At 71.9% G+C, this 23066-nt stretch carries 24 protein-coding genes; 18 read left to right on the top strand and 6 right to left on the bottom strand.

Annotated features, from left to right (window positions below):
• The first annotated feature begins 12 nt into the window (after positions 1-12).
• From rplM to glmM, 3 genes are read left to right on the top strand one after another with little or no spacing between them, the layout of a single operon-like run.
• Positions 13-459 carry a 50S ribosomal protein L13 gene (gene rplM, locus ASG83_RS03430; protein WP_055857173.1) on the top strand — a complete coding sequence of 149 codons (447 nt, stop codon included), beginning with the start codon at positions 13-15 and terminating at the stop codon, positions 457-459.
• A gap of 32 nt (positions 460-491) precedes the next feature.
• Entirely contained in the window at positions 492-974 is a 483-nt protein-coding gene (rpsI, locus tag ASG83_RS03425) for a 30S ribosomal protein S9 (protein ID WP_055857171.1), read from the top strand.
• Positions 975-1007: 33 nt separating this feature from the next.
• On the top strand, positions 1008-2369 hold the full coding sequence (glmM, locus tag ASG83_RS03420; RefSeq protein ID WP_055857168.1) for a phosphoglucosamine mutase: 1362 nt from the start codon (positions 1008-1010) through the stop codon (positions 2367-2369).
• A gap of 24 nt (positions 2370-2393) precedes the next feature.
• Here the strand turns inward: glmM and coaA are convergent, their stop codons facing one another.
• Entirely contained in the window at positions 2394-3338 is a 945-nt protein-coding gene (coaA, locus tag ASG83_RS03415; RefSeq protein ID WP_055857165.1) for a type I pantothenate kinase, read from the bottom strand.
• A gap of 57 nt (positions 3339-3395) precedes the next feature.
• On the opposite strand from coaA, the gene glmS reads away from it, so the two are divergent.
• The 9 genes from glmS to ASG83_RS03370 all read left to right on the top strand — a co-directional run bounded on the left by glmS (position 3396) and on the right by ASG83_RS03370 (position 10357).
• Entirely contained in the window at positions 3396-5246 is a 1851-nt protein-coding gene (glmS, locus tag ASG83_RS03410; protein WP_055857163.1) for a glutamine--fructose-6-phosphate transaminase (isomerizing), read from the top strand.
• A 21-nt stretch (positions 5247-5267) separates the two neighbouring features.
• Positions 5268-5621, top strand: coding sequence for a holo-ACP synthase (locus tag ASG83_RS03405; protein WP_055857159.1), 354 nt, complete (start codon positions 5268-5270; stop codon positions 5619-5621).
• Positions 5618-6724: an alanine racemase gene (gene alr, locus ASG83_RS03400; protein ID WP_055857156.1), complete on the top strand. Its 1107-nt coding sequence runs from the start codon at positions 5618-5620 to the stop codon at positions 6722-6724. The genes ASG83_RS03405 and alr overlap by 4 nt, the downstream gene beginning before the upstream one ends.
• Positions 6721-7257 carry a tRNA (adenosine(37)-N6)-threonylcarbamoyltransferase complex ATPase subunit type 1 TsaE gene (tsaE, locus tag ASG83_RS03395; protein ID WP_369813374.1) on the top strand — a complete coding sequence of 179 codons (537 nt, stop codon included), beginning with the start codon at positions 6721-6723 and terminating at the stop codon, positions 7255-7257. Before alr ends, tsaE begins: the two co-directional genes overlap by 4 nt.
• A complete protein-coding gene (tsaB, locus tag ASG83_RS03390; RefSeq protein ID WP_055857152.1) occupies positions 7241-7855 on the top strand; it encodes a tRNA (adenosine(37)-N6)-threonylcarbamoyltransferase complex dimerization subunit type 1 TsaB in 615 nt (204 codons plus the stop codon). The genes tsaE and tsaB overlap by 17 nt, the downstream gene beginning before the upstream one ends.
• Positions 7855-8352, top strand: a complete 498-nt coding sequence (rimI, locus tag ASG83_RS03385) for a ribosomal protein S18-alanine N-acetyltransferase (protein ID WP_055857149.1) — start codon at positions 7855-7857, stop codon at positions 8350-8352. Before tsaB ends, rimI begins: the two co-directional genes overlap by 1 nt.
• On the top strand, positions 8349-9413 hold the full coding sequence (gene tsaD, locus ASG83_RS03380; protein ID WP_082599053.1) for a tRNA (adenosine(37)-N6)-threonylcarbamoyltransferase complex transferase subunit TsaD: 1065 nt from the start codon (positions 8349-8351) through the stop codon (positions 9411-9413). Before rimI ends, tsaD begins: the two co-directional genes overlap by 4 nt.
• Positions 9414-9527: 114 nt before the next feature.
• Positions 9528-9905: a DUF4190 domain-containing protein gene (locus ASG83_RS03375; protein ID WP_055857143.1), complete on the top strand. Its 378-nt coding sequence runs from the start codon at positions 9528-9530 to the stop codon at positions 9903-9905.
• Between the two features lie 86 nt (positions 9906-9991).
• Positions 9992-10357 (top strand): DUF4190 domain-containing protein, encoded by a 366-nt coding sequence (locus tag ASG83_RS03370; RefSeq protein WP_055857140.1) that lies wholly within the window; start codon positions 9992-9994, stop codon positions 10355-10357.
• 8 nt (positions 10358-10365) lie between these two features.
• Here ASG83_RS03370 and ASG83_RS03365 read toward each other — a convergent pair whose 3' ends face one another.
• A complete protein-coding gene (locus ASG83_RS03365; protein ID WP_055857137.1) occupies positions 10366-11544 on the bottom strand; it encodes a class I SAM-dependent methyltransferase in 1179 nt (392 codons plus the stop codon).
• 142 nt (positions 11545-11686) lie between these two features.
• Between ASG83_RS03365 and groES the strand changes: the two genes are divergently transcribed.
• The 4 genes from groES to ASG83_RS03345 all read left to right on the top strand — a co-directional run bounded on the left by groES (position 11687) and on the right by ASG83_RS03345 (position 15861).
• Positions 11687-11983 (top strand): co-chaperone GroES, encoded by a 297-nt coding sequence (groES, locus tag ASG83_RS03360; RefSeq protein WP_055857134.1) that lies wholly within the window; start codon positions 11687-11689, stop codon positions 11981-11983.
• Between the two features lie 90 nt (positions 11984-12073).
• The gene (rarD, locus tag ASG83_RS03355; protein ID WP_055857131.1) at positions 12074-13000 is read left to right on the top strand and encodes an EamA family transporter RarD; all 927 of its coding nucleotides are present in this window, start codon (positions 12074-12076) and stop codon (positions 12998-13000) included.
• 35 nt (positions 13001-13035) lie between these two features.
• Positions 13036-14334: an ABC transporter substrate-binding protein gene (locus ASG83_RS03350; RefSeq protein ID WP_055857129.1), complete on the top strand. Its 1299-nt coding sequence runs from the start codon at positions 13036-13038 to the stop codon at positions 14332-14334.
• 264 nt (positions 14335-14598) lie between these two features.
• Positions 14599-15861 (top strand): ABC transporter substrate-binding protein, encoded by a 1263-nt coding sequence (locus tag ASG83_RS03345; RefSeq protein ID WP_055857127.1) that lies wholly within the window; start codon positions 14599-14601, stop codon positions 15859-15861.
• Between the two features lie 286 nt (positions 15862-16147).
• Here the strand turns inward: ASG83_RS03345 and ASG83_RS03340 are convergent, their stop codons facing one another.
• Genes ASG83_RS03340 through ASG83_RS03325 form a run of 4 tightly spaced genes read right to left on the bottom strand, consistent with a single transcriptional unit; the run spans position 16148 to position 20043 of the window.
• Positions 16148-16927 (bottom strand): ABC transporter ATP-binding protein, encoded by a 780-nt coding sequence (locus tag ASG83_RS03340; RefSeq protein ID WP_055859186.1) that lies wholly within the window; start codon positions 16925-16927, stop codon positions 16148-16150.
• The gene (locus tag ASG83_RS03335; RefSeq protein ID WP_055857124.1) at positions 16905-17834 is read right to left on the bottom strand and encodes an ABC transporter ATP-binding protein; all 930 of its coding nucleotides are present in this window, start codon (positions 17832-17834) and stop codon (positions 16905-16907) included. Before ASG83_RS03335 ends, ASG83_RS03340 begins: the two co-directional genes overlap by 23 nt.
• Positions 17824-18804, bottom strand: coding sequence for a branched-chain amino acid ABC transporter permease (locus tag ASG83_RS03330; protein ID WP_055859183.1), 981 nt, complete (start codon positions 18802-18804; stop codon positions 17824-17826). Before ASG83_RS03330 ends, ASG83_RS03335 begins: the two co-directional genes overlap by 11 nt.
• Positions 18805-18816: 12 nt before the next feature.
• The gene (locus ASG83_RS03325; protein WP_055857121.1) at positions 18817-20043 is read right to left on the bottom strand and encodes a branched-chain amino acid ABC transporter permease; all 1227 of its coding nucleotides are present in this window, start codon (positions 20041-20043) and stop codon (positions 18817-18819) included.
• Positions 20044-20398: 355 nt separating this feature from the next.
• Between ASG83_RS03325 and guaB the strand changes: the two genes are divergently transcribed.
• Together guaB and ASG83_RS03315 are read left to right on the top strand one after the other, a co-directional pair.
• Entirely contained in the window at positions 20399-21901 is a 1503-nt protein-coding gene (gene guaB, locus ASG83_RS03320) for an IMP dehydrogenase (RefSeq protein WP_055857118.1), read from the top strand.
• A gap of 42 nt (positions 21902-21943) precedes the next feature.
• Entirely contained in the window at positions 21944-23065 is a 1122-nt protein-coding gene (locus tag ASG83_RS03315) for a GuaB3 family IMP dehydrogenase-related protein (protein ID WP_055857115.1), read from the top strand.
• Position 23066 lies beyond the last annotated feature (1 nt).

Raw genomic sequence — 23066 nt, 5'->3', positions numbered from 1 at the left:
AAAGCACGTACTGTGACGCGCACGTTCAGCCCCACGCCCGCTGACGTCAAGCGCGACTGGGTCATCATCGACGCAACCGATGTCGTCCTGGGTCGCCTTGCCAGCCACGCCGCCGCCCTCCTCCGCGGCAAGCACAAGCCCACCTTCGCCCAGCACATGGACATGGGCGACTTCGTCATCATCGTGAACGCCGACAAGGTCGCGCTCACCGGGTCGAAGCTCGCGCAGAAGAAGGCCTACCGCCACTCCGGCTACCCGGGCGGCCTCACGGCCACCTCCTACTCGGAGCTGCTCGAGAAGAACCCCGAGCGCGCCGTCGAGAAGGCGATCCGCGGCATGCTGCCGAAGAACAGCCTCGGTCGCGCCCAGCTCAAGAAGCTCAAGGTCTACCGGGGTGCCGAGCACCCCCACGCTGCTCAGCAGCCCAAGACCTTCACCCTCGACCAGGTCGCCCAGTAGCGACCGCCTGACGACGTTTAAGGATCGATACCGTGGCGAACGACACCACCACTGACGCAGCTCCCGAGAGCTACACGACCGAGTCCACCGCGGCGCCGGCCCAGGCCGCGCCCCGCGCCGTCCTCTCCGTCTCCGGCGCGGCCGTGGGTCGACGCAAGCAGGCCATCGCCCGCGTGCGCCTCGTCCCCGGCGCCGGCACCTACAAGGTGAACGGCCGCACCCTGGAGGACTACTTCCCCAACAAGCTGCACCAGCAGCTGATCAACGACCCGCTGACGATCCTGCAGCTCGGCGGCGCGTACGACGTCACCGCGCGCATCACCGGCGGCGGCCCCTCGGGCCAGGCGGGCGCGCTGCGCCTCGCGATCGCTCGCGCGCTCAACGAGATCGACCGCGAGAACAACCGCGCGACGCTCAAGAAGGCGGGCTTCCTCACTCGTGACGCGCGCGTCATCGAGCGCAAGAAGGCCGGTCTCAAGAAGGCCCGCAAGGCGCCCCAGTACTCGAAGCGCTAACGCGCTCCGGCTGCTCACCACTCGCCGATCGACATGGGTCGACTCTTCGGCACGGACGGGGTCCGGGGGCTGGCCAACGGTGATCTCACCGCTGACCTGGCCCTCGGCCTCGCCCAGGCCGCCGCACTCGTGCTCACGCAGGGGCGTCACGCCGACGAGCTGCGGGCTGCGGGCAAGCGCCCGCGCGCGGTTCTCGCGCGCGACCCTCGCGTCTCGGGCGAGTTCATCGGCGCCGCGGTCGCCGCGGGCCTCGCCTCGTCGGGCATCGACGTGCTCGACGCCGGCGTCATCCCGACGCCGGCCGCCGCGTTCCTCGTGAGCGACATCCGCGCCGACTTCGGCGTCATGATCTCGGCCTCGCACAACGCCGCGCCCGACAACGGCATCAAGTTCTTCTCCTTCGGCGGCGTCAAGCTGCCCGACGAGGTCGAGGACCGCATCGAGGCCGCCATGGCGGGCGACAAGCTCGCGCCCACGGGCGGCGGCGTGGGGCGCATCCGCCGCTTCGCCGATGCGGAGGACCGCTACGTCCTGCACCTGCTCGGCACACTCGACACGCGCCTGGACGGTCTGCACGTCGTCATCGACTGCGCGCACGGCGCCGCCGCGGGCATCTCGCCGCAGGTCTTCGCCGACGCCGGCGCGACGGTCACGGTCATCGGCTCCGACCCCGACGGCCTCAACATCAACGACGGCGTCGGCTCGACGCACCTCGAGCTCCTGCAGCGCACGGTCGTCGAGACGGGCGCCGACCTCGGCATCGCCCACGACGGCGACGCCGACCGCTGCCTCGCGGTGGATGCCCGGGGCCAGGTCGTCGACGGCGACAAGATCATGGCGATCCTCGCCGTCGCCGAGCACGGGCGCGGGCTGCTCGTCGGCGACACGCTCGTCGTCACGGTCATGAGCAACCTCGGTCTCAAGCGCGCGATGGCCGAGCGGGGCATCCGCATCATCGAGACCGGCGTCGGCGACCGCTACGTCCTCGAGGCCCTCGCCGAGCACGGGCTGAGCCTGGGCGGCGAGCAGTCGGGCCACATCATCTTCAGCCGTCATGCGACGACGGGCGACGGGATCCTCACGGGCATCCAGCTCGCCGCCGAGATGGCCCGTACGGGCAAGAGCCTCGCCGAGCTCGCGAGCGTCATGACGGTCTTCCCGCAGGTGCTCATCAACGTGCGCGGCGTCGACCGCACGGGGCTCGCGGGCCACGCGGGCATCGCGGCCGCCGTCGCGGAGGTGGAGGCCGCGCTCGGCGACACCGGGCGCGTGCTGCTGCGTGCGAGCGGCACCGAGCAGATGGTGCGCGTCATGGTCGAGGCCGCGACGGAGGAGACCGCTCAGGCGATGGCCGAGCGGCTCGCCGAGGTCGTTCGCGAGCAGCTCGCGGCCTGACCCGGCTCGCCGCGGCGCCCTTCGTCAGATCTTGCGGAGGAGCACCGTCGAGACGGCGTGATCGCTCTCCTTGCGGAGCACGAGCGATGCCCGCGCTCGCGTCGGCAGGATGTTCTGCACGAGGTTCGGCTCGTTGATCTCGCGCCAGATCTCGCGCGCCTTCGCGACCGCCTGCTCGTGGCTGAGCGCGGAGTAGCGGTGGAAGTAGCTGCGCGGATCGGCGAAGGCGCCGCGCTGGAGGGCGAGGAAGCGATCCTCGTACCACTGCGCGATGTCGCTCGTGCGGGCATCCACGTAGATCGTGAAGTCGAAGAGGTCGCTCACGGCGAGCGCGGCGCCCGGCCCGGGCGGCTGCAGCACGTTGAGGCCCTCGACGATGAGGATGTCGGGCCGGCGCACGATGATCTCGGCGTCGGGCACGATGTCGTAGCTCATGTGCGAGTAGACGGGGGCGCGCACCTCGTCGGCCCCGGCCTTGATGCGCGAGACGAACCGCAGGAGGGCCCGCCGGTCGTAGGATTCCGGGAAACCCTTGCGGTGCAGGATGCCTCGGCGCCCGAGCTCCGCGGTGGGGAGGAGGAAGCCGTCCGTCGTGACGAGCTCGACCCGGGGGGTGTCCGGCCAGCGCGAGAGCAGCTCCCGCAGCAGGCGCGCGATCGTCGATTTGCCGACCGCGACGGAGCCTGCGACGCCGATCACGAAGGGCGTGCTCGTGCCCGGCGCGCCGAGGAACTCGCGCGTGGAGTCGTGCAGGCGTCGCGCGCCGACGGCGTAGAGCGAGATCAGCCGGCTGAGCGGCACGTAGACCTCGGCGACCTCCTGGAGGTCGAGCTGGTCGCCGAGCCCGCGGAGCTGGACGAGCTCGGTCTCGCTGAGCGGCTGCGGAGTGGCGGGTGCGAGCGCGGCCCAGCGGCGTCGATCGAGCTCGACGAAGGGGGAGTTGTCGCGCGCTGCGCTCGCCTCGGACATCGGCTCCACAGTAGTGCCCGGCCACCCCCCGCCCGACCGGGCAATAGACTCGATCTCATGTGCGGAATCGTGGGCTATGTCGGAACCCGGGGGAGCGTCGACGTTCTGATCGGCGGGCTCAAGCGGCTGGAGTACCGGGGCTACGACTCCGCGGGTGTCGCCGTGATCGACGCCGACGGGCACCTCGGTACGCGCAAGCACGCCGGCAAGCTCGCGGTGCTCACCGACGACCTGGGAGCGAGGCCGCTCGCCGACGGCACGACAGGCATCGGCCACACTCGCTGGGCGACCCACGGCGGCCCGACCGACGAGAACGCGCATCCGCACCTCGGCGACGGCGGAAGGCTCGCGCTCATCCACAACGGCATCATCGAGAACTTCGGTGAGCTCAAGGACGAGCTCCTCGCGAGCGGCCACGAGTTCAGCTCGCAGACCGACTCCGAGGTCGCCGCCCTCCTGGTCGGCGACGCGTACCGCGAGACGGGCGACCTCACGAGCGCGATGCTGCAGGTCGTGAACCGGCTCGAGGGCGCCTTCACGCTCCTCGCCGTGCACGCCGACCAGCCGGGCGTCGTGGTCGGCGCTCGCCGCAACTCGCCGCTCGTCATCGGTCTCGGCGAGGGCGAGAACTTCCTCGGCTCCGACGTCGCGGCGTTCGTCGCGTACACCAAGCAGGCGATGGAGATCGGGCAGGACCAGCTCGTCACGATCCGCCCAGACAGCGTCGAGGTCGTCGACTTCCACGGCGCGCCCGTCGAGACGAAGACCTTCGAGGTCGACTGGGACGCGTCGGCGGCCGACAAGGGCGGCTGGTCGAGCTTCATGGCGAAGGAGATCAGCGAGGAGCCCGAGGCCGTCGCGAAGACGATCATCGGTCGTGTCGAGGACGGGCTCGTGCGCATCCCGGAGCTCGAGGGCCTCGACGCCGACACGCTCCGCGACATCGACCGCGTCGTCGTGATCGCGTGCGGCACCGCCGCCTACGCCGGCATGGTCGGCAAGTACGCGATCGAGCAGTGGGCCCGCGTGCCCGTCGACGTGGAGCTCGCTCACGAGTTCCGCTACCGCGACCCGGTGCTGAGCGCGCGCACGCTCGTGGTCTCGATCAGCCAGTCGGGCGAGACGATGGACACCCTCATGGCCGTCAAGTACGCCCGCAAGCAGGGTGCGCGCACGCTGTCGATCTGCAACACGCAGGGCGCGACGATCCCGCGCGAGTCCGACGCGGTCGTCTACACGCACGCCGGCCCCGAGGTCGCCGTCGCGTCGACGAAGGCCTTCGTCGCGCAGATCACGGCGATGTACCTGTTCGGCATCCAGCTCGGTCAGGTCCGCGGCACGCTCGAGCCCGAGCGCGCGCGCGGGCTCGTGCGCGAGCTGCAGGCCGTGCCCGACAAGCTGGCCGCGGTGCTGAGCTCGGGCGAGCGCATCCGCGAGATGGCGAAGTGGATGGCCGATACGCAGTCGGTCCTCTTCCTCGGCCGCCACGTCGGCTACCCCGTCGCTCTCGAGGGCGCGCTCAAGCTCAAGGAGCTCGCGTACATCCACGCCGAGGGCTTCGCGGCGGGCGAGCTCAAGCACGGGCCCATCGCCCTCATCGAGCCCGGTCAGATCGTCTTCGTGATCGTGCCGAGCCCGCGCGACCCGAACTCGCTGCACGCCAAGGTCGTCTCGAACATCCAGGAGATCCGCGCGCGCGGCGCCCGCGTCATCGCCATCGCGGAGGAGGGCGACGCGGCGGTCCTCCCGCACGCCGACGAGGTCATCCGCATCCCGCTCGCCTCGCCGTTCTTCGAGCCGCTCCTCGCCGTCGTGCCGTTGCACATCTTCGGCATGGAGCTCGCTGCCGCGAAGGGCCTCGACGTCGACCAGCCGCGCAACCTCGCCAAGTCGGTCACGGTCGAGTAGCCGGGGCTGCGCGGTGCGGTCGTGATCGTGGGCATCGGCGTCGACGTCGTCGACCTCGCGCGCTTCGAGCGGGCGCTCGGCCGCACGCCGGGTCTGCGCGAGCGGCTCTTCGCCGACCCGGAGCGCGCGCTGCCGCTGCGCTCGCTCGCCGGACGCTTCGCCGCGAAGGAGGCCCTCATGAAGGCCCTCGGCGAGACCGACGGCATCCGCTGGGTCGAGATGGCGATCGAGACGGATGCCGACGGCAACCCCGATTTCGCCCTTAGCGGGCGGGCGGCCGAGATCGCCGCGCGGCGGGGCATCGGCCGCATCCACGTGTCGATGTCGCACGACGCGGGCATCGCGACGGCCTTCGTCGTGGCGGAGTCGGTGTGAGCGACCGACCGTTCCGCGAGGCCCGCGTCGCGATCGACGCGATCGCGCACAACGTCGAGCTGCTGCGCCGCCTGGCGCCGAGCCGGCACCTCATGGCGGTCGTCAAGGCCGACGGCTACGGGCACGGAGCGGTGACGGCGGCGCGCGCGGCCCTCGAGGCCGGCGCCGATCACCTGGGCGTCGCCGACGTCACGGAGGCGCTCGAGCTGCGCCGCGCCGGCATCGACGCTCCGGTGCTCGCGTGGCTCCACGACCCCGCGGCCGACCTGTCCGTCGCGACCGAGGCGGGCATCGCGCTCGGGGTGAGCTCGCTCGCCGAGCTCGAGCGCGCCGCCGCCGCCGGCCACCGCCCTGTCGTGCACGTGAAGGTCGACACGGGACTGTCGCGCAACGGCGTCGTCGAGTCCGAGTGGGGCGCGCTCCTCGAGCGGCTCGCCGCGCTCGTCGATTCCGGGGACGTCCGGCTCGACGGCGTCTTCAGCCACCTGTCGAACACGAGCACCGACGACGACCGTGCGCAGCGCGAGGTCTTCGAGCGGTTCCTCGACGCCGTCGACGCGGTCGGCCTCGAGCCGGGCATCCGTCATCTGGCCGCCTCCGCCGCCGCGATCGACCTGCCCGAGACGCGGTTCGACATGGTGCGCTCCGGCATCGCGGTCTACGGCGTCGCCCCCGCGCCCCAGCACCGCGCGATCGGCCTGCGGCCCGCGATGGAGCTCAGCGCGACCGTCGTGAGCGTCAAGCGCGTGCCGGCGGGCAGCGGCGTCTCGTACGGCTACCTCCACCGCACCCAGGGGGCCTCGACGCTTGCGCTCGTTCCGCTCGGCTACGCCGACGGGGTGCCGCGACACGCGCGCGGGGCCCGCGTGCTCATCGGCGACGAGACCTTCCCGGTCGCCGGGCGCATCGCCATGGACCAGCTCGTGGTCGACGTCGGCGACCGCCGCGTCGTCGTCGGGGATCGCGCGGTGCTGTTCGGCGATCCCGCGTCGGGGGCGCCGACCGCCGATGACTGGGCCGACGCGGCCGGCACGATCGGCTACGAGGTCGTCACGCGCCTCGGCCGCCGCGTCACGCGCACGACCGTGAGGGCCCACGCGTGAGCGGAGGGAAGCGCCTCGTCATCGCCGACCCCGAGGCCATGGAGCGCTTCGGCGCGCGCGTCGCGGCCGAGCTGCGCGCGGGCGATGTCGTCCTGCTCATGGGCGAGCTCGGCGCCGGCAAGACGACCTTCACGCGCGGGCTCGGCGCCGCGCTCGGCGTGCGCGGCGCCGTCACGAGCCCGACCTTCGTCCTCGCCCGCACCCACCCGCGCGAGGGAGGGGCGCCGCTCGCGCACGTCGACGCCTACCGGCTCGCCGACGCGGCCGAGCTCGACGATCTCGACATCGACTTCGCGGGCTCGATCGTCGTGGTCGAGTGGGGCGCGGGGCTCGTCGAGCACCTCGTCGACGAGTGGCTGTCGATCGTGATCGAGCGCCCGACGGGAGGCGGAGCATCCGCGCCCGATGGTGCATCGGACGCCGACGAGATCGACGACCCGGACGACGCCCCCGTCGAGCCGCGCACCGTCACGGTCGCGGGCACGGGCGCGCGCTGGGCCGACCTAGGCTGGGTCCATGCTGCTCGCGATTGACACCTCCGCGGGCACGGCGGTCGCGATCGTCGCCGACGACGGCCGCGTGATCGCGGAGCGCTCGAGCGCCGACACCCGCCGTCACGCCGAGGTCATCGGGCCGCTCCTTTCCGAGGTGCTCGCCGCCGCGGAGGTCGACGACGCACGCCTCACGCACGTCGTCGCCGGCATCGGGCCCGGGCCGTTCACGGGCCTGCGGGTCGGCATCGCCGCCGCCCGCGCGGTCGCGATCGCCCGCGGCATCCCGCTGCTGGCCGTGCCGAGCCACGAGGCGGTCGCACTGCGGCTGACCGAGGGCGGCGTCGCCGGCGGCCGCTTCGCGGTCATCACGGATGCCCGCCGTCGCGAGGTCGCCGTCACCGTCTTCGCCGCGCAGCTCCCCCTCCCGGCCGAGGTCGAGTCCGCGCACCTGGTGGCCCGCGCCGCGTTCGCGCCCGCCGAGGGCGTCACGCCGTTCGAGGCGCAGGAGATCCCCGCCGCCGCGCTGGCGCACGCCGCCCTCGCGCGCCTCGCGACCGGGGTCGCATTCCCGGAGGCGCAACCGCTGTACCTGCGCGCCCCCGACGTCACGCTGTCGACGCCGAAGCGGGTGAGCTGATGGCGAGCACGCGCGGGGCGGCCGGGAGCGGGGGCACCGCCCCCGCCATCCGCGTGCGCGACGCGGAGCTCGCCGATCTCGACGCGATCATGGCGCTCGAGACGGCGACCTTCCCCGGCGATGCGTGGAGCCGCGACCTCATGGCCGCCGAGCTCGCGAGCCCGCACACGGTGTACGTGGTCGTGGAGTCGGGCGACGAGGTCGTCGCCTACGCCGGGCTGAGCGCGCCGGCCGGGGCGGGGCAGGGCGACATCCAGACGATCGCGGTCGACCCGACGCATCGGCGCCTCGGCATCGGCACGGTGCTCATGCAGCAGCTGCTCGGCGCGGCGCGGGCGCGCGGGGCGAGCGAGGTGTTCCTCGAGGTGCGCGCCGACAACCCCGGCGCCGAGGAGCTCTACCGACGGCACGGCTTCGTGCGCATCGGCGTGCGGCCCCACTACTACCAGCCCGACGACGTCGATGCGATCGTCATGCGATGGGAGGGGGAGGGATGAGCGCGCAGCCATTGGTCCTCGGCATCGAGACGAGCTGCGACGAGACCGGCGTCGGCATCGTGCGCGGCACCGAGCTGCTCGCGAACGTCATCGCGAGCTCGATGGACGAGCACGCGCGCTTCGGCGGCGTCGTCCCCGAGATCGCGGCGCGCGCCCACCTCGAGGCCCTCGAGTCGACGCTGCACGCGGCCGTCGAGCAGGCGGGCATCGCGCTCGCCGACCTCGACGCGGTCGCCGTCACGAGCGGCCCGGGCCTCAGCGGCGCGCTCATGGTCGGCGTCGGCGCGGCGAAGGCCCTCGCCCTCGCCCTCGACAAGCCCTTCTACGCCGTCAACCACCTCGTCGGGCACGTCGGCGCCGACATCCTCCACGACCCCGGCGCCGACGATCGCGGCGAGCTCGAGCTGCCGACGATCGCGCTGCTCGTCTCCGGCGGCCACACGAGCCTGCTGCTCGTGCGCAGCCTCACCGACGATGTCGAGCTCCTCGGCGAGACGATCGACGACGCCGCGGGCGAGGCCTTCGACAAGGTCGCGCGACTGCTCGGCCTGCCCTACCCGGGCGGTCCGCAGATCGACCGCGCCGCCGCCGACGGCGACCCGACCGCGGTGCGCTTCCCTCGAGGGCTCACGCTGCCGAAGGATCTCGTCGCCCACCGCTACGACTTCTCGTTCTCCGGCCTCAAGACGGCCGTCGCCCGCCATGTCGAGAGGCTGCGCGACGCAGGCGAGCCCGTTCCGGTGGCGGATGTCGCGGCGAGCTTCCGCGAGGCCGTCGCCGATGTGCTCACCGCGAAGGCCATCGCGGCGTGCGTCGACCTCGGCGTGCCGCGGCTGCTGCTCGGCGGGGGAGTCGTCGCCAACGCGCGGGTGCGCACCCTGGCCGCCGAGCGCGCGGCCGCCGCGGGCGTGAGCCTGCGCATCCCGCCCCTGTCGCTCTGCACCGACAACGGAGCCATGATCGCCGCGATCGCCGCCCAGCGCATCATGGCCGGCCACGGCCCCTCCGACCTCGGCGTCGGCGCCGACTCGACCCTCCCGGTGACCGTCGTCCAGGCGTGAGGTCGCGCGTGGTTCGTTGACACCTCCTCAGCCCCCTGGCACAGTGGCGGATGCGCGCGCCCTGCGCCGCCGGCGGACTGCACCGTCGTCCTTCCACCCCACCAGGAGACCCCGATGACCGACGCCCCGCCGCCTCCCTCGCCCGACTACCCCGCGCAGCCGGCCGAGTCCGCCCAGCCCGCGCAGCCCAATCCCTACGCGAGCCAGAACCCCTACGCCTCGTCGACGCCCTACGCGGCCGCCCCGGCGCAGAAGACCAACGTCCTCGCGATCGTGTCGCTCGTCCTGTCCATCCTCTGGATCTCGATCCCCGGCGTGATCTGCGGCCACATCGCCATGAACCAGATCAAGAAGACCGGCGAGAACGGGCGCGGCCTCGCGATCGCGGGCCTCGTCGTCGGCTACCTCGGCATCGTCGGCGGGATCCTGCTCGCCGTGCTGTGGATCGGCCTCTTCGCGGTCGCGGGCGTCAACAGCTACACGACCTACTGATCCGCGTCGCACGACGGCCCGCCCGCGCTCAGCGCCGGCGGGCCGTCGTGCGTACGCTGGAGCAGGCCCAGCCCCCGAGGAGACCCATGCCCGCACCGACCGAGCCCGACGCCGAGCCCGGGTCGACCGCCGAGCTCCCGGCCCTCGCGCCGCACCCGCCCGCCGCCGCGAGCGCGCAGACGCTCAGCGTGCTCGGTCTCGTGTTCGGCATCGTCGGGCTGCTCGCCTCGTTCGCCGCCGTGGGCCTCGTGTTCGCGCTCGTCGGCGTGATCCTCAGCCACCTGGGCCTGCGGCGCGAGCCGACCGGGCGCTCGATGGCGATCGCGGGGCTCGCCTGCGGCTATGCGGGGCTCGGCATCTCGGTGATCTGGGGCGTCATCCTGCTCGCCTCGGTGCTCGTCCCGCTCTTCGCGGTCGGGCTGTTCGCGAGCCTCTCCACCATCGGCGGGTAGGGCGCCGCTCAGTCGACGCGCTCGACGAGCAGCGCGACGCGCTCGCTCGCGACCCGCGTGAGCACGAGCGTCGCCGCGTTCGGCCCCTGCGGCTTCAGCTGCTTCCGGAAGACGGCCGGGTCGATGTCGACGCCGCGCTTCTTGATCTCGATCGTGCCGATGCCGCGCTCCCGGAGCGCCTTCGCGATCCGCTTCGCGTCGAGCGGCCACCGCTCGAGCACGCGGAACGCCCGTGCGAACGGCGTCGGGGCGAGCCGATCGGCGGTCACCCACGCGATCGTGCCGTCGAGCATCCGCCCCTCGAGCGAGCGGGCCAGGTCGCCGATGAGGCGGGCGCGGATGACCGCCCCGTCGGGCTCGTACACGTACTCCCCGAGGGGGCCGGCCTCGACGTCGGGCGCATCCTCGGCCGCCACGAGCTCCGCGGCCCCCTTCGGGCCGAGCACGAGCGCCGCCCGCCGGACGCCCGGCCGCGCGAGCGCGCCGCTCCACAGCACGACCTCCACGACCTCGCCGCCGTCGCTCACCCACTGCGCCTCGTGCGTCTCGGGGATGAGCGCGCGATCCATGCCGGGCGCGAGCTTGATGCCGCCGGGCCGCCGCTGCGAGATCGCGAGGGCGGCGTCGAGCGAGGGCGACCAGTCGTCGGGGGAGGACAGCCGTCGGGCGCCCGTGCGTCGTGCGGGGTCGAGCCACACGGCGTCGGCACGGCTGACGTCGACGGCCTCCGCGTCGCCGAGCTCGACGGTCGCGCTCTCCCACGGGGCGAGGTTGTAGGCGGCGATCGCCGCGGTCGGCTCGTCGCGCTCGACGGCGAGCACCTCGAGGTCGAGGGCCGCGAGGGCCATCGCGTCGCCGCCGATGCCGCAGCCGAGGTCGGCGACGCGCGCGAGCCCGGCGGCGGCGAACCGGCCGGCGTGCTGCGCGGCCACTCCGAGCCGGGAGGCCTGCTCGAGCCCGGACTCGGTGAAGAGCATCCGCTCGGCGAACGGGCCGAACTTCGCGACGGCCCGCCTGCGCAGTCGGTACTGCGTCAGGACGGCGGCGACGCGAGCGGGTGGATGCCCGGCCGACCGCAGTCGGCTGACGAGAGCCACGGCATCGGTGGCCGAGTCGCTCGGCGCCAGGCTCGTGAGCAGCTCGAGCGCCTCCGCCGTCAGCAGCTCCCGCACCTCGGACGCGTCCATCGTCCGATCCTCCCACGCCCTCCCGCGGCGAGCGCTGGCACTCGGATTGCATGAGTGCTAACGGCTTGGGTACAGTGGTTCCTGGCACTCGCAGGGCGAGTGTGCCAATCCCCTCAACGTCTTAGGAAAGAAGAGGTCAACCGTGTCGGTCTCCATCAAGCCGCTCGAAGATCGCATCGTCATCAAGCAGGTCGAGGCGGAGCAGACCACCGCTTCGGGTCTCGTGATCCCCGACACCGCCAAGGAGAAGCCCCAGGAGGGCGAGGTCGTGGCGGTCGGCCCCGGCCGCATCGACGACAACGGCAACCGCGTCCCGCTCGACGTCGCGGTCGGCGACAAGGTCATCTACTCGAAGTACGGCGGCACCGAGGTCAAGTACGACGGCCAGGAGTACCTGGTCCTCTCGGCCCGCGACATCCTCGCGGTCATCGTCCGCTAGTCGCGACGCTGCGCTCCGGCCCCCACTCGCCTCGGCGGGCGGGGGCCGTTCGCGTCCGAACGGGCCGCTGCCCGGGCGTACACTGACCCGGTGCCCGACTCTCGCTCGTCCCGCAGCGGGTTGCCGCTCGCGGTCGGTGCCTACGGCCTCTGGGGCTTCCTGCCCGCCTACTTCCTGCTCCTGACCCCGAGCGGTGCCGTCGAGATCGTCGCCTGGCGGGTCGTGCTGTCCCTCGTCTTCTGCGTGGCGCTGCTCGCGCTCACGCGGGCGTTCCGGCCGTTCGCGGCCATGCTGCGCGACCGGCGGATCATGGTGCTGAGCCTCCTGGCCGGCATCCTCATCGCCGTCAACTGGACGGTCTACGTCTACGCCTCGACCAACGGCTTCATCGTCGAGGCCGCCCTCGGCTACTTCATCAACCCGATCGTCACCGTCGCCCTCGGCGTGCTCGTGCTGCGCGAGCGGCTGCGGCCCTGGCAGTGGGCCGCGGTCGGCATCAGCATCGTCGCCGTGCTCGTGCTCGCCATCGGCTACGGGCAGCCGCCGTGGGTCGCGCTCACGCTCGCTGCGTCGTTCGGTGTCTACGGCCTGCTGAAGAACCGCATGGGTCCCCGCGTGACCGCCGTCGCCGGGCTCACGCTCGAGACGGCCTGGCTCACGCCGATCGCCCTCATCGTGCTCGTCGCGATCACGAGCGCGGGCGATCTCACGATGGGGCGCGAGGGTCTCGGCCACGCCGTGCTGCTCGGGCTCGCCGGAGTCGTGACCGCGGTGCCGCTGCTGCTCTTCGCCGCGGCCGCCCGACGGCTGCCGCTCACCGTCATGGGCTTCATCCAGTACCTCGCCCCGCTGCTGCAGTTCGCCTTCGGCGTCGCCGTCATGGGCGAGCCGATGCCGTTCGAGCGGTGGGTCGGATTCGGTCTCGTCTGGCTGGCCCTCGTCGTCCTGACGGTCGACGCCGTCGGGCACCGGCGGCGCACCGGGGCGGTGCGCCTGCCGGAGGTCGCGGCCGGGTAGGGTTCCGCCGAGCCCTGCACCCCGGAAGGACCCCCATGCGCCGTCGTGCCGCGACCGCCCTCGTCGTCGTGATCGCGCTCGGGGCGCTGGCGGGGTGCACTCCGGCCGCGCCGGTCGCCGTCCCCACCCCCGCGCCCGGAACCGCAACACCCACGCCGATCCCGCCGAGCGGCGACGGCGTCCTGCGCATCGGCACCCTCGCGCCGCTCACCGGCCCCTCCGCCTCGCGCGGCCCCGTCCAGGTCGCCGCCGTCGAGATCGCCGCGCGCGACATCGCCGCCGCGGGCGGCATCCTCGGCGCCGCCGTCGAGGTCGTCAACCGCGACGTAGGCGACCCCGCGACGTCGACGGCCGAGGCGTCCCTCGCCGCCCTCGTCGAGCGCGGCGTCGACGTCGTCATCGGTCCCTCCGATCCCGGCCTCGTGCTGCGGCTCGCCCCGCTCGCGGCGGAGGCCGGCGTCACGATGCTCGTCCCCGGCTCCGGCGGCGCGGCCGTCGGAGCGGCCGACCCCGCCGACGTGCTCTTCCGCATCGCGCCCCCGCTCACCGCGCAGGTCGCGGCCGTCGGTCGGGCGCTCGCCGCCGGCGGTGCCGAGTCGATCGCGCTGCTCACCGCCGAGGGTGACGAGGGCAGCGCGCTCGCCGAGGCGCTCCGCACCGCGCTCGAGGGCGTCGACGTCGACGTCGTCGTGCCCGAGCCCCTCACGGCGTCCACCCGCGCCCCGGCCCTCGCGCGCGCGTTGCTCGAGCCGGAGGCGGGCGACGGCGAGGAGCCCGCGCCGCGGACCGCCGACGCCGTCATCGTCGCCACGAGCGCCGACCTCGCGCCCCCGACCGCGGCAGTGCTGGAGGCGCTCGTCGATGCGGGGCTCGATGCCGACGGCCTGTGGCTCCTCGGCGACAGCCTCGTCGACTACGCGACGGTCGTCGAGCCCGGAGCGCTCGAGGGGGCGCACGGCGTGCGCGCGGGCGCCGACGCGAGCGAGCGCTTCCGCACGATCCTGCGGCAGTCCGATCCGGGCATCCCCTCGTTCGCCCTCGCCGCCGAGGTGTACGACGCGGTCATGCTCGCGGCGCTCGCCGCGGAGCTCGCGGGCGACGACGGCGGGCCCTCGATCGCCGGCTCGCTGCGCGCGGCCGCGGCCGGCGGGGTTCCGTGCACGAGCATCGGCGCCTGCCTCGACGTCATCGCGCAGGACCGCGAGCCCGACTACGACGGCATCAGCGGCCCCCTGACGATCGACGACGCGGGCGATGTGGTGGATGCACTCCTCCCGCTGTTCCGATACTCCGCGGCGGGCTCTCCGGAGCGCGACGGGGTGCTCGGGGGCTGAGCCGCGCGGCCCCCGCCGCTGCGCCCGAGCAACGGCGGTGCGCCGCACGACCCGGCGGGTCGGACCTGCGGAATCCGTCGCCGGAAAGCGCGACCACTGCGAAAACCGCCGTCGAGCATCCGCCGTGAATTCGTTTCGGGGCGTTACAGGGCTGTAACCCCAATGTATTGTGCGCGCCCGCTCCGTCACCTACCGTGGCAGGACGGCGATGGCGCATGCGCGCTGTCGTCTTCCTGAACACATTCGAACTACGCAAGGAGCAACATGGGCGTATTCACCACGGCCTCGGCCGGCCGCTCGCGGTCCCTCTCGGCGACGCTCGGCGGCCTCTCGCTGCTCGGCGCCAGCGCGCTCATCCTGAGCGGCTGCGCTGCGCCCGCCGCGGAGGAGCCCGAGGAGTCGCAGGGCCCCCGCGAGGACCTCACTCTCACGATCGGCACGATCCTTCCCCAGTCCGGCACCCTCGCCTTCCTCGGCCCGCCCGAGATCGCGGGCGTCGACCTCGCCGCTCAGGAGATCAACGAGGCCGACCTCGGCATCCAGGTCGAGGTCGTCCACCGCGACTCCGGCGACACCACGACCGACACCGCGACCGTCTCGGTCACCGACCTCCTCTCGCAGGACGTCTCGGCGATCGTCGGCGCCGCCTCGTCGGGCGTCTCGTTCACGGTCATCGACCAGATCACGGGCGCCGGCGTCGTGCACTTCTCGCCGGCGAACACCTCGCCCGACTTCACCACCTACGAGGACGACGGGCTCTACTGGCGCACCGCCCCCTCCGACCTGCTGCAGGGCGAGGTCCTCGGCAACGTCATCGCCGGTGATGGCAAGTCGACCCTCGGCCTCCTCGTCCTCAACGACGCCTACGGCACCGGCCTCGCGGCCGCGGTCAAGGAGTCGTTCGAGGCCGCCGGCGGCGAGGTCGTCGCGGAGGAGCTGTTCAACGAGGGCGACACGAGCTTCGACGCTCAGATCTCCTCGCTGACGGCCGCCGCGCCCGACGCGATCGCGGTCATCACCTTCGACCAGGCCAAGGTCGTCGTCCCCGCCCTCGTCGGCACCGGCTACCCCGGTGACTCGCTGTACTTCGTCGACGGAAACCTCGCCGACTACAGCGCCGACTTCGAGGCGGGCCTCATCGAGGGCGCCAAGGGCACCCTCCCCGGCCCGGCCATCGAGGACGACTTCCGCGACCGTCTGCTCGAGGTCAACCCCGATCTCGACGACTTCTCCTATGCGGCGGAGTCGTACGACGCCGTCATACTGATCGCGCTCGCCGCTCTCGCGGCGAACTCGACCGAGGGGGCCGACATCGCGTCGTACCTCCAGGAGGTCTCGGGCGGCTCCGGCGATGGCGAGCAGGCGACCGACTTCGCGTCGGCCGCGCAGATCATCCTCGACGGCGGCACGGTCGACTTCGACGGCGCGTCCGGTCCGATCACGTTCGATGAGAACGGCGACCCGACCGAGGCCACCATCGGCGTCTACCAGTACGGCGCGGACAACACCTACACCCGCATCAACTAGCTCTCGCGAGAGCGGCAGAGAAAGGGCCCCGGCATCGCGCCGGGGCCCTTTCCCGTGCGTCCGGATGCCCGTTGCGCAGCCACCGCCGCCGCGCCGGGCGGGGCCCGTACGCCACTCACGACCTGTCGACCCAAATGAAGGGAGCGCGGTTCGCTGCAGCGGCGTGTCGGCACGACACGCCGCGCGGAGACCCGCGGCTCCCTCCATTTGGTCGTGACAGGGCTCGGAGAGACGCTGATCGGCCCCGAGCGCGGTGCGCTCGGGGCCGATCAGCGGTGCTGCGGGGCTACTCCTGGCCGAGGGTGCCGAGGTAGAGCCCGATGACCTTGGGGTCGTTGAGCAGGTCGCGACCCGTGCCCTCGTAGGCGTCCGTGCCCTGGTCGAGCACGTAGCCGCGATCGCAGATCTGCAGGCATCGGCGCGCGTTCTGCTCGACCATGATCGTCGTCACGCCCGCCTTGTTGATCTCGCGGACGCGGATGAACGCCTCGTCCTGGCGGACGGGGGAGAGGCCCGCGCTCGGCTCGTCGAGCAGGATGACCTCGGGGCTCATCATGAGCGCGCGGCTCATCGCGACCATCTGCCGCTCACCGCCCGAGAGCGAGCCGGCGCGCTGCGGGAGGCGCTTGCCGAGCTCGGGGAAGATGCCCGTGACGAAGTCGAGGCGGTGCTCGAACTCCTTGGGCTTCAGGAACATCCCCATCTCGAGGTTCTCGCGGATCGTCAGCGTCGGGAAGACGTTGTTCGTCTGCGGCACGAACCCCACGCCCTTGGCGACGAGCTTGTTCGCCTTCAGGTTCGTGATGTCCTCGCCGTAGAGCGTGATCTTCCCCTCGCGCACCTTCACGAGGCCGAAGATCGCCTTGAGCAGCGTCGACTTGCCGGCGCCGTTGGGGCCGATGATGCCGATGAGCTCGCCCGCGCGCGCGGTCAGCGAGCACGCGTTGAGGATGTTGATGCCGGGCAGGTAGCCCGCCGTCACGGTGTCGACGTGGACGACGACGTCGCGGGTCTCCGCCGCGGGCGATCCGGACGCGCCGGCCTCAGTGCTTGGACTCGTCGGCATCGTCATCTGCCAGCTCCTTGATTGCGGTCACCACGCCGGTGTCGGGGTCGCCGAGGTCCTGGTCGTGGTGCGAGCCCAGGTAGGCGTCGATCACGGCGGGGTTCGCCATGACCTCGTGAGGGTCGCCCTCGGCGACGACGCGGCCCTCCGCCATCACGACGACCCAGTCGGCGATGTGCCGCACCATGTGCATGTCGTGCTCGACGAAGAGCACGGTCATGCCCTCCTTCTTGAGGTTGAGGATGTGGTCGAGCAGCGACTGCGTGAGCGCGGGGTTCACACCGGCCATCGGCTCGTCGAGCATGACGAGGGTCGGCTCGCTCATCAGCGCGCGCGCCATCTCGAGCAGCTTGCGCTGGCCGCCGGAGAGGCTCGCGGCGTAGTCGTCCTTCTTCGCGTCGAGCTTGAAGCGGGCGAGCAGGTCGAGGGCTCGTGCCTCGATCGCCTCCTCCTCCTTGCGCCAGAACCACGGGAAGATCGCGCGGGCGAGGCTCTCGCCCGACTGCCCCTTCGCCCCGAGCTTCATGTTGTCGAGCACCGTGAGGAGGCCGAGGGCCTTCGTGAGCTGGAAGGTGCGCACCTGCCCCTTGCGGGCGACCCGGAAGGCGGGCACGCCCGAGATCGACTGCCCGTCGAAGGTCCAGGTGCCCTCGTTCGGCTTGTCGAACCCGGTGAGCAGGTTGAACAACGTGGTCTTGCCGGCGCCGTTGGGCCCGATGAGCGCCGTGATGGCGCCGCGCGGGATCTCCAGGTGGTCGACGTCGACCGCCGTGAGACCGCCGAACTGACGCTTGATGCCGTCGGCGACGATGATCGGGTCGACCTTCTTGACGCCGGGAGCGGGCTCCCCGACGTGCAGGCCGGTGGACTTGACGGGGGCGCCGTTGGCGCCGGCGCTACTTGACAAAGGCCAGCTCCTTCTTGTTGCCGAGGATGCCCTGTGGTCGATAGATGACGATGACCATGATCGCGATTCCTACGAGGATGAATCGAAGCTGACCTGCCTGGACGCTCGACATGAACGGCAGCCAGCCCGCCTCGACGGCGCGGGCGATGAAGCCCGAGAAGAACGACAGGAGCACCCAGAAGATGACGGATCCGACGATGGGCCCGAGCACCGTCGCGGCCCCGCCGAGCAGCAGGATCGCGTAGATGAAGAACGTCAAGGACGTCTGGTAGTTCGAGGGCACCACGGCGCGCGGAAGGATGAAGATCATGCCTGCCAGGGAGCCGAACACGCCGCCGATGACGAGCGACTGCATCTTATAGAAGTAGACGTTCTTGCCGAGCGCGCGCACGGCATCCTCGTCTTCGCGGATGCCCTTGATCACGCGGCCCCAGGGGCTCTTCATGAGGCGCCACGTGATGAGCGCGGCGATGACGACGAGACCCCAGCCGAAGATGCGGACCCACCAGTCGTACTCGTTGTAGACCCACGGGCCGAAGCCGTACGTGCCCTCCGGGATGGGGTTCAGATCCTCGAAGCCGCCCTTGTAGCCCTGGAGGCCGTTCGCCGAGCCCGTGACGGGCTCGAACGTGTTGGTCGTGAAGAGCAGGCGGAGGATCTCGGCGGCCGCGATGGTCACGATCGCGAGATAGTCGGCGCGCAGCCGCAGCGTCGGCACGCCGAGTATCAGCGCGAACACGATCGAGGCGACGATGCCGAAGAGGACCGCGCCCCACACCGGCAAGCCGAACGTCAGGGTCGCGATCGCATACCCGTACGCGCCGAGGGCCATGAAGCCGGCCTGACCGAAGTTGAGCAGGCCCGTGAACCCGAAGTGGATCGCGAGGCCGAGAGCCGCGAGCGCGTAGGCGGCCGTCGTGGGAGAGATGATCTCCTGCGCGGCGTTGGAGAAGAGGAGAAGCCAGTCGATCATGATGCGCTCCTAGCCGATCCGCTCTTTGCGGCCGAGGATTCCCTGGGGCCGGATGAGCAGGACGATGATGAGGATGACGAGGGCGCCGACGTACTTCATGTCGGACGGGATCCACAGCGTCGAGATCTCGACGAACATGCCGACCACGAGCGAGCCGACGAGGGCGCCGAACGCCGTGCCGAGACCGCCGAGCGTGACCGCGGCGAAGGTCAGGAGCAGGATCTGGAAGCCCATGTCCCAGCTCACGCCCGGCCGGAAGTACGCCCACAGGATGCCCGAGAGGCCGGCGAGAGCGCCCGACATGACCCAGACGATGCGGATCACTCGGTCGACGTCGATGCCGCTCGCGGCCGCGAGGGCCGGATTGTCGGAGACCGCGCGGGTGGCCTTGCCGATCCGCGTCCGCAGGAGGAAGAACGCGACGCCGAGCAGGACGACGATCGACAGCGCCATGCTGCCCACGTCGACCCAGGTGAGGCCGAAGAGGCCGATCGACCCGGAGGTGTCGGTCGCGCCGGGAAGCTGCGAGGTGCCGCCGCCGATGAAGTACTGGTAGACGTAGCGGACGGCGAGCGAGAGGCCGATGCTCACGATCATGAGCGGGATCAGGCCCACGCCCCTCTTGCGCAGCGGCTTCCAGAGGGCGGCGTCGTTGAGCCAGCCGAAGGCGCCGCTCAGCACGACCGCGATCGGGATGGCGAGCCAGATCGGCACGTCGAGGAAGACGCTGAAGAGCAGCGTCATCAGGCCGCCGAAGGTGATGAGCTCGGCGTGGGCGAAGTTGCTCAGCCCCGTGGTGCCGAAGATCAGCGAGAGCCCGATGGCCGCGAGCGCGAGGAGCAGGCCGAAGTTCAGGCCGTTGAAGATGCGGTCGACCACCTGGTCGAGGTAGCTGGTCGTGTTGCGCTCGCCCTGCCCGATGAAGAAGTTGGCGACGGTGCTGCCGCTCTGACCGACGTTCACCTCGCGGACGTTCGGGGTCTCGTCCTCCTCATCGATGACGGCGATGCCCTCGGGCAGGCTCTCCTCGTCGAGGGTGACGTTGTAGTCCGCCTTGTCCGGGACTCCGACCGCCCAGCGGCCCTCCGCGTCCGTCTCGACCTCCACCTCGAACCCGCTGCCGGTGATGACGAGCCGGACATCCTCCAGCGGCTCGTCGGCCAGCTCGACGATGCCGAAGATGCGGAAGTCGTAGTCGTCGAGGCCGACCTCGTCGGCGACGGCGGGTGACGCCATCGAGAGCGAGAGTGCGGCCAATCCGGCGGCGAAGAGGCCGGCGAGGAACCGCGGGGCCTTTCGCGCGCGTGGTCTGCTAGCAGCGTGAGCCACGAAACCTCCAGGTCGTTTCGGGTGAGGCGCTCTGCCCCGCGGGCGGGTAGCCCGAGTTCGTCCACGGTGACGATACGGACGGGATGTTGCACGCGTGTTTCCGCGCCCAGCCTCCCGACCGTCCCCCATTATGACCGCGGAATACTCACGGGCCTAACTCGTTAAGATGAAGCACCGGCATTCGATGCGGCATCCGGGGACCTCCGGCTCGCGAACTCGCTCACGGCCGCGCTCTCGACCTCTCTCTCGACCAAGGGGACTCATGGACCAGCCCGACCCGTTCGGCTTCATCGGACTCACCTACGACGACGTGATGCTCCTCCCGGCGCACACCGACGTCATCCCCTCCGAGGCCGACACGAGCTCGCGGCTCTCGCGCCGCATCCGCGTCCACGCCCCGCTGCTCTCGGCCGCGATGGACACCGTGACCGAGGGCCGCATGGCGATCGCGATGGCGCGCCAGGGCGGGATGGGCATCCTGCACCGCAATCTCTCGATCGACGAGCAGGCCGAGCAGGTCGACAAGGTCAAGCGCTCCGAGTCGGGCATGATCTCGAATCCGGTCACGACGACGCCCGATGCGACGGTCGCCGAAGTGGATGCCCTGTGCGGCCAGTTCCGCGTGTCGGGTCTGCCCGTGGTCGAGGGCGACGGTCGCCTCGTCGGCATCATCACCAACCGCGACATGCGCTTCGTCTCGCCGTTCGAGGCTGCGACGACGCTCGTCCGCGACGTCATGACCCCGGCGCCGCTCATCACCGGGCCCGTCGGCATCTCGCAGGGCGAGGTGCTCGCGCTCTTCGCCCAGCACAAGATCGAGAAGCTCCCTCTCGTCGACGACGAGGGCCGTCTGCACGGCCTCATCACCGTGAAGGACTTCGACAAGAGCGAGCAGTACCCGAACGCCACGAAGGACGAGGAGGGTCGCCTCCGCGTGGGCGCGGCGATCGGCTTCTTCGGCGACGCGTGGGACCGCGCGGGCAGCCTGCGCGACGCCGGTGTCGACGTCATCGTCGTCGACACCGCGAACGGCGACAGCCGCGGCGTGCTCGAGATCATCGCGCGCCTCAAGGCCGACCCCGCCTTCGCCCACATCGACGTCATCGGCGGCAACGTCGCGACGCGATCGGGGGCCCAGGCCCTCGTGGATGCCGGTGCCGACGCCGTCAAGGTGGGCGTCGGTCCCGGATCGATCTGCACCACGCGCGTCGTCGCGGGCGTCGGCGTGCCCCAGGTCACCGCGGTGTACGAGGCGTCGCTCGCCGCGCGCGCCGCGGGCGTGCCGGTCATCGCCGACGGCGGCCTGCAGTACTCGGGCGACATCGCGAAGGCGCTCGTCGCCGGCGCCGACACCGTCATGCTCGGCTCGCTGCTCGCGGGCACCGACGAGAGCCCGGGCGACCTCATCTTCGTGAACGGCAAGCAGTTCAAGTCGTACCGCGGCATGGGCTCGCTCGGCGCACTGCAGACGCGCGGCAAGAAGACGTCGTACTCGCGCGACCGGTACTTCCAGGCCGACGTGCCGAGCGACGAGCAGCTCATCGCCGAGGGGATCGAGGGTCAGGTGCCCTACCGGGGCCCCGTCGGCTCGGTCGTGTACCAGCTGCTCGGCGGCCTGCGGCAGTCGATGTTCTACACCGGCGCGCGCACGATCGACGACCTCAAGGTGCGCGGCAAGTTCGTGCGCATCACGGCCGCCGGCCTCAAGGAGTCGCACCCCCACGACATCCAGATGGTCGTCGAAGCGCCCAACTACCGCCGGTAGCCGCTCGGCGGCCGCCCGGCGGCGCGCCGGTAGGCTGGGAGCGTGACGGACATCGAGATCGGGCGGGCCAAGCGCGCCCGGAGGGCCTACTCCTTCGACGACATCGCGGTGGTGCCCAGTCGGCGCACGCGCGACCCCGAGGTCGTGTCGCTCGCGTGGAGCATCGACGCCCTCAAGTTCGACATCCCGGTCATCGCGGCGCCGATGGACTCGGTCGTGAGCCCGGAGACGGCGATCGCGATCGGGCGGCTCGGCGGCCTCGGAGTCCTCGACCTCGAGGGGCTGTGGACCAGATACGAGGATGCCCCGGCGCAGCTCGCCCGGATCCGCGAGCTCGACGGCGACGAGGCGACCGCGGAGATGCAGCGCATCTACGCCGAGCCGATCAAGCCCGAGCTCATCAGCGCGCGCCTCGCCGAGATCCGCGCGGCCGGGGTGCCCGTGGCCGCTGCGCTCAGCCCCCAGCGCACGCAGGAGCATCACGCGGCCGTCGTCGACGCCGGCGTCGACCTCTTCGTCATCCGCGGCACGACCGTGAGCGCCGAGCACGTGTCCAACTCGAGCGAGCCCCTCAACCTCAAGAAGTTCATCTACGAGCTCGACGTGCCCGTCATCGTGGGCGGCGCCGCCACCTACACCGCCGCGCTGCACCTCATGCGCACGGGTGCGGCCGGGGTGCTCGTCGGCTTCGGCGGCGGGGCCGCGTCGACGACGCGCCTGAGCCTGGGCATCCACGCCCCGATGGCGACCGCGGTGAGCGACGTCGCCGCCGCCCGACGCGACTACCTCGACGAGTCGGGCGGGCGGTACGTGCACGTCATCGCCGACGGTGGCCTCGGCACGAGCGGCGACATCGTGAAGGCGGTCGCGATGGGCGCCGACGCGGTCATGCTCGGCTCGACCCTCGCGCGCGCCGCCGAGGCGCCCGGCGGCGGCTGGCACTGGGGCGCCGAGGCGCACCACCCCGAGCTCCCGCGCGGCAACCGCGTGCACGTCGGCCAGCTCGCGCCGCTCGAGCAGCTGCTGTTCGGGCCGAGCTCGCACGCCGACGGCCGGGTCAACCTCATGGGTGCGCTCCGGCGCTCGATGGCGACGACCGGCTACTCCGACCTCAAGGAGTTCCAGCGGGTCGACGTCGTCGTCGCGCCCTACCAGGGGCACTAGC

Origin of the sequence: Yonghaparkia sp. Soil809 (assembly GCF_001429705.1) — a bacterium.
Classification (GTDB): Bacteria; Actinomycetota; Actinomycetes; order Actinomycetales; family Microbacteriaceae; genus Microcella.
The sequence above is the reverse complement of the archived record's forward strand: the minus strand, read 5'-3'. Positions and strand labels throughout refer to the sequence as shown.

What these genes read in the sequence shown, in the direction of transcription:
- glmM (WP_055857168.1), top strand. Translation starts at nt 1,008, where the DNA reads ATGGGTCGACTCTTCGGCACGGACGGGGTCCGGGGGCTGGCCAACGGT.
- coaA (WP_055857165.1), bottom strand. Translation starts at nt 3,338, where the DNA reads ATGTCCGAGGCGAGCGCAGCGCGCGACAACTCCCCCTTCGTCGAGCTC.
- glmS (WP_055857163.1), top strand. Translation starts at nt 3,396, where the DNA reads ATGTGCGGAATCGTGGGCTATGTCGGAACCCGGGGGAGCGTCGACGTT.
- tsaB (WP_055857152.1), top strand. Translation starts at nt 7,241, where the DNA reads ATGCTGCTCGCGATTGACACCTCCGCGGGCACGGCGGTCGCGATCGTC.
- rimI (WP_055857149.1), top strand. Translation starts at nt 7,855, where the DNA reads ATGGCGAGCACGCGCGGGGCGGCCGGGAGCGGGGGCACCGCCCCCGCC.
- tsaD (WP_082599053.1), top strand. Translation starts at nt 8,349, where the DNA reads ATGAGCGCGCAGCCATTGGTCCTCGGCATCGAGACGAGCTGCGACGAG.
- ASG83_RS03375 (WP_055857143.1), top strand. Translation starts at nt 9,528, where the DNA reads ATGACCGACGCCCCGCCGCCTCCCTCGCCCGACTACCCCGCGCAGCCG.
- ASG83_RS03370 (WP_055857140.1), top strand. Translation starts at nt 9,992, where the DNA reads ATGCCCGCACCGACCGAGCCCGACGCCGAGCCCGGGTCGACCGCCGAG.
- ASG83_RS03365 (WP_055857137.1), bottom strand. Translation starts at nt 11,544, where the DNA reads ATGGACGCGTCCGAGGTGCGGGAGCTGCTGACGGCGGAGGCGCTCGAG.
- ASG83_RS03350 (WP_055857129.1), top strand. Translation starts at nt 13,036, where the DNA reads ATGCGCCGTCGTGCCGCGACCGCCCTCGTCGTCGTGATCGCGCTCGGG.
- ASG83_RS03345 (WP_055857127.1), top strand. Translation starts at nt 14,599, where the DNA reads ATGGGCGTATTCACCACGGCCTCGGCCGGCCGCTCGCGGTCCCTCTCG.
- ASG83_RS03340 (WP_055859186.1), bottom strand. Translation starts at nt 16,927, where the DNA reads ATGCCGACGAGTCCAAGCACTGAGGCCGGCGCGTCCGGATCGCCCGCG.
- ASG83_RS03325 (WP_055857121.1), bottom strand. Translation starts at nt 20,043, where the DNA reads ATGGCGTCACCCGCCGTCGCCGACGAGGTCGGCCTCGACGACTACGAC.
- guaB (WP_055857118.1), top strand. Translation starts at nt 20,399, where the DNA reads ATGGACCAGCCCGACCCGTTCGGCTTCATCGGACTCACCTACGACGAC.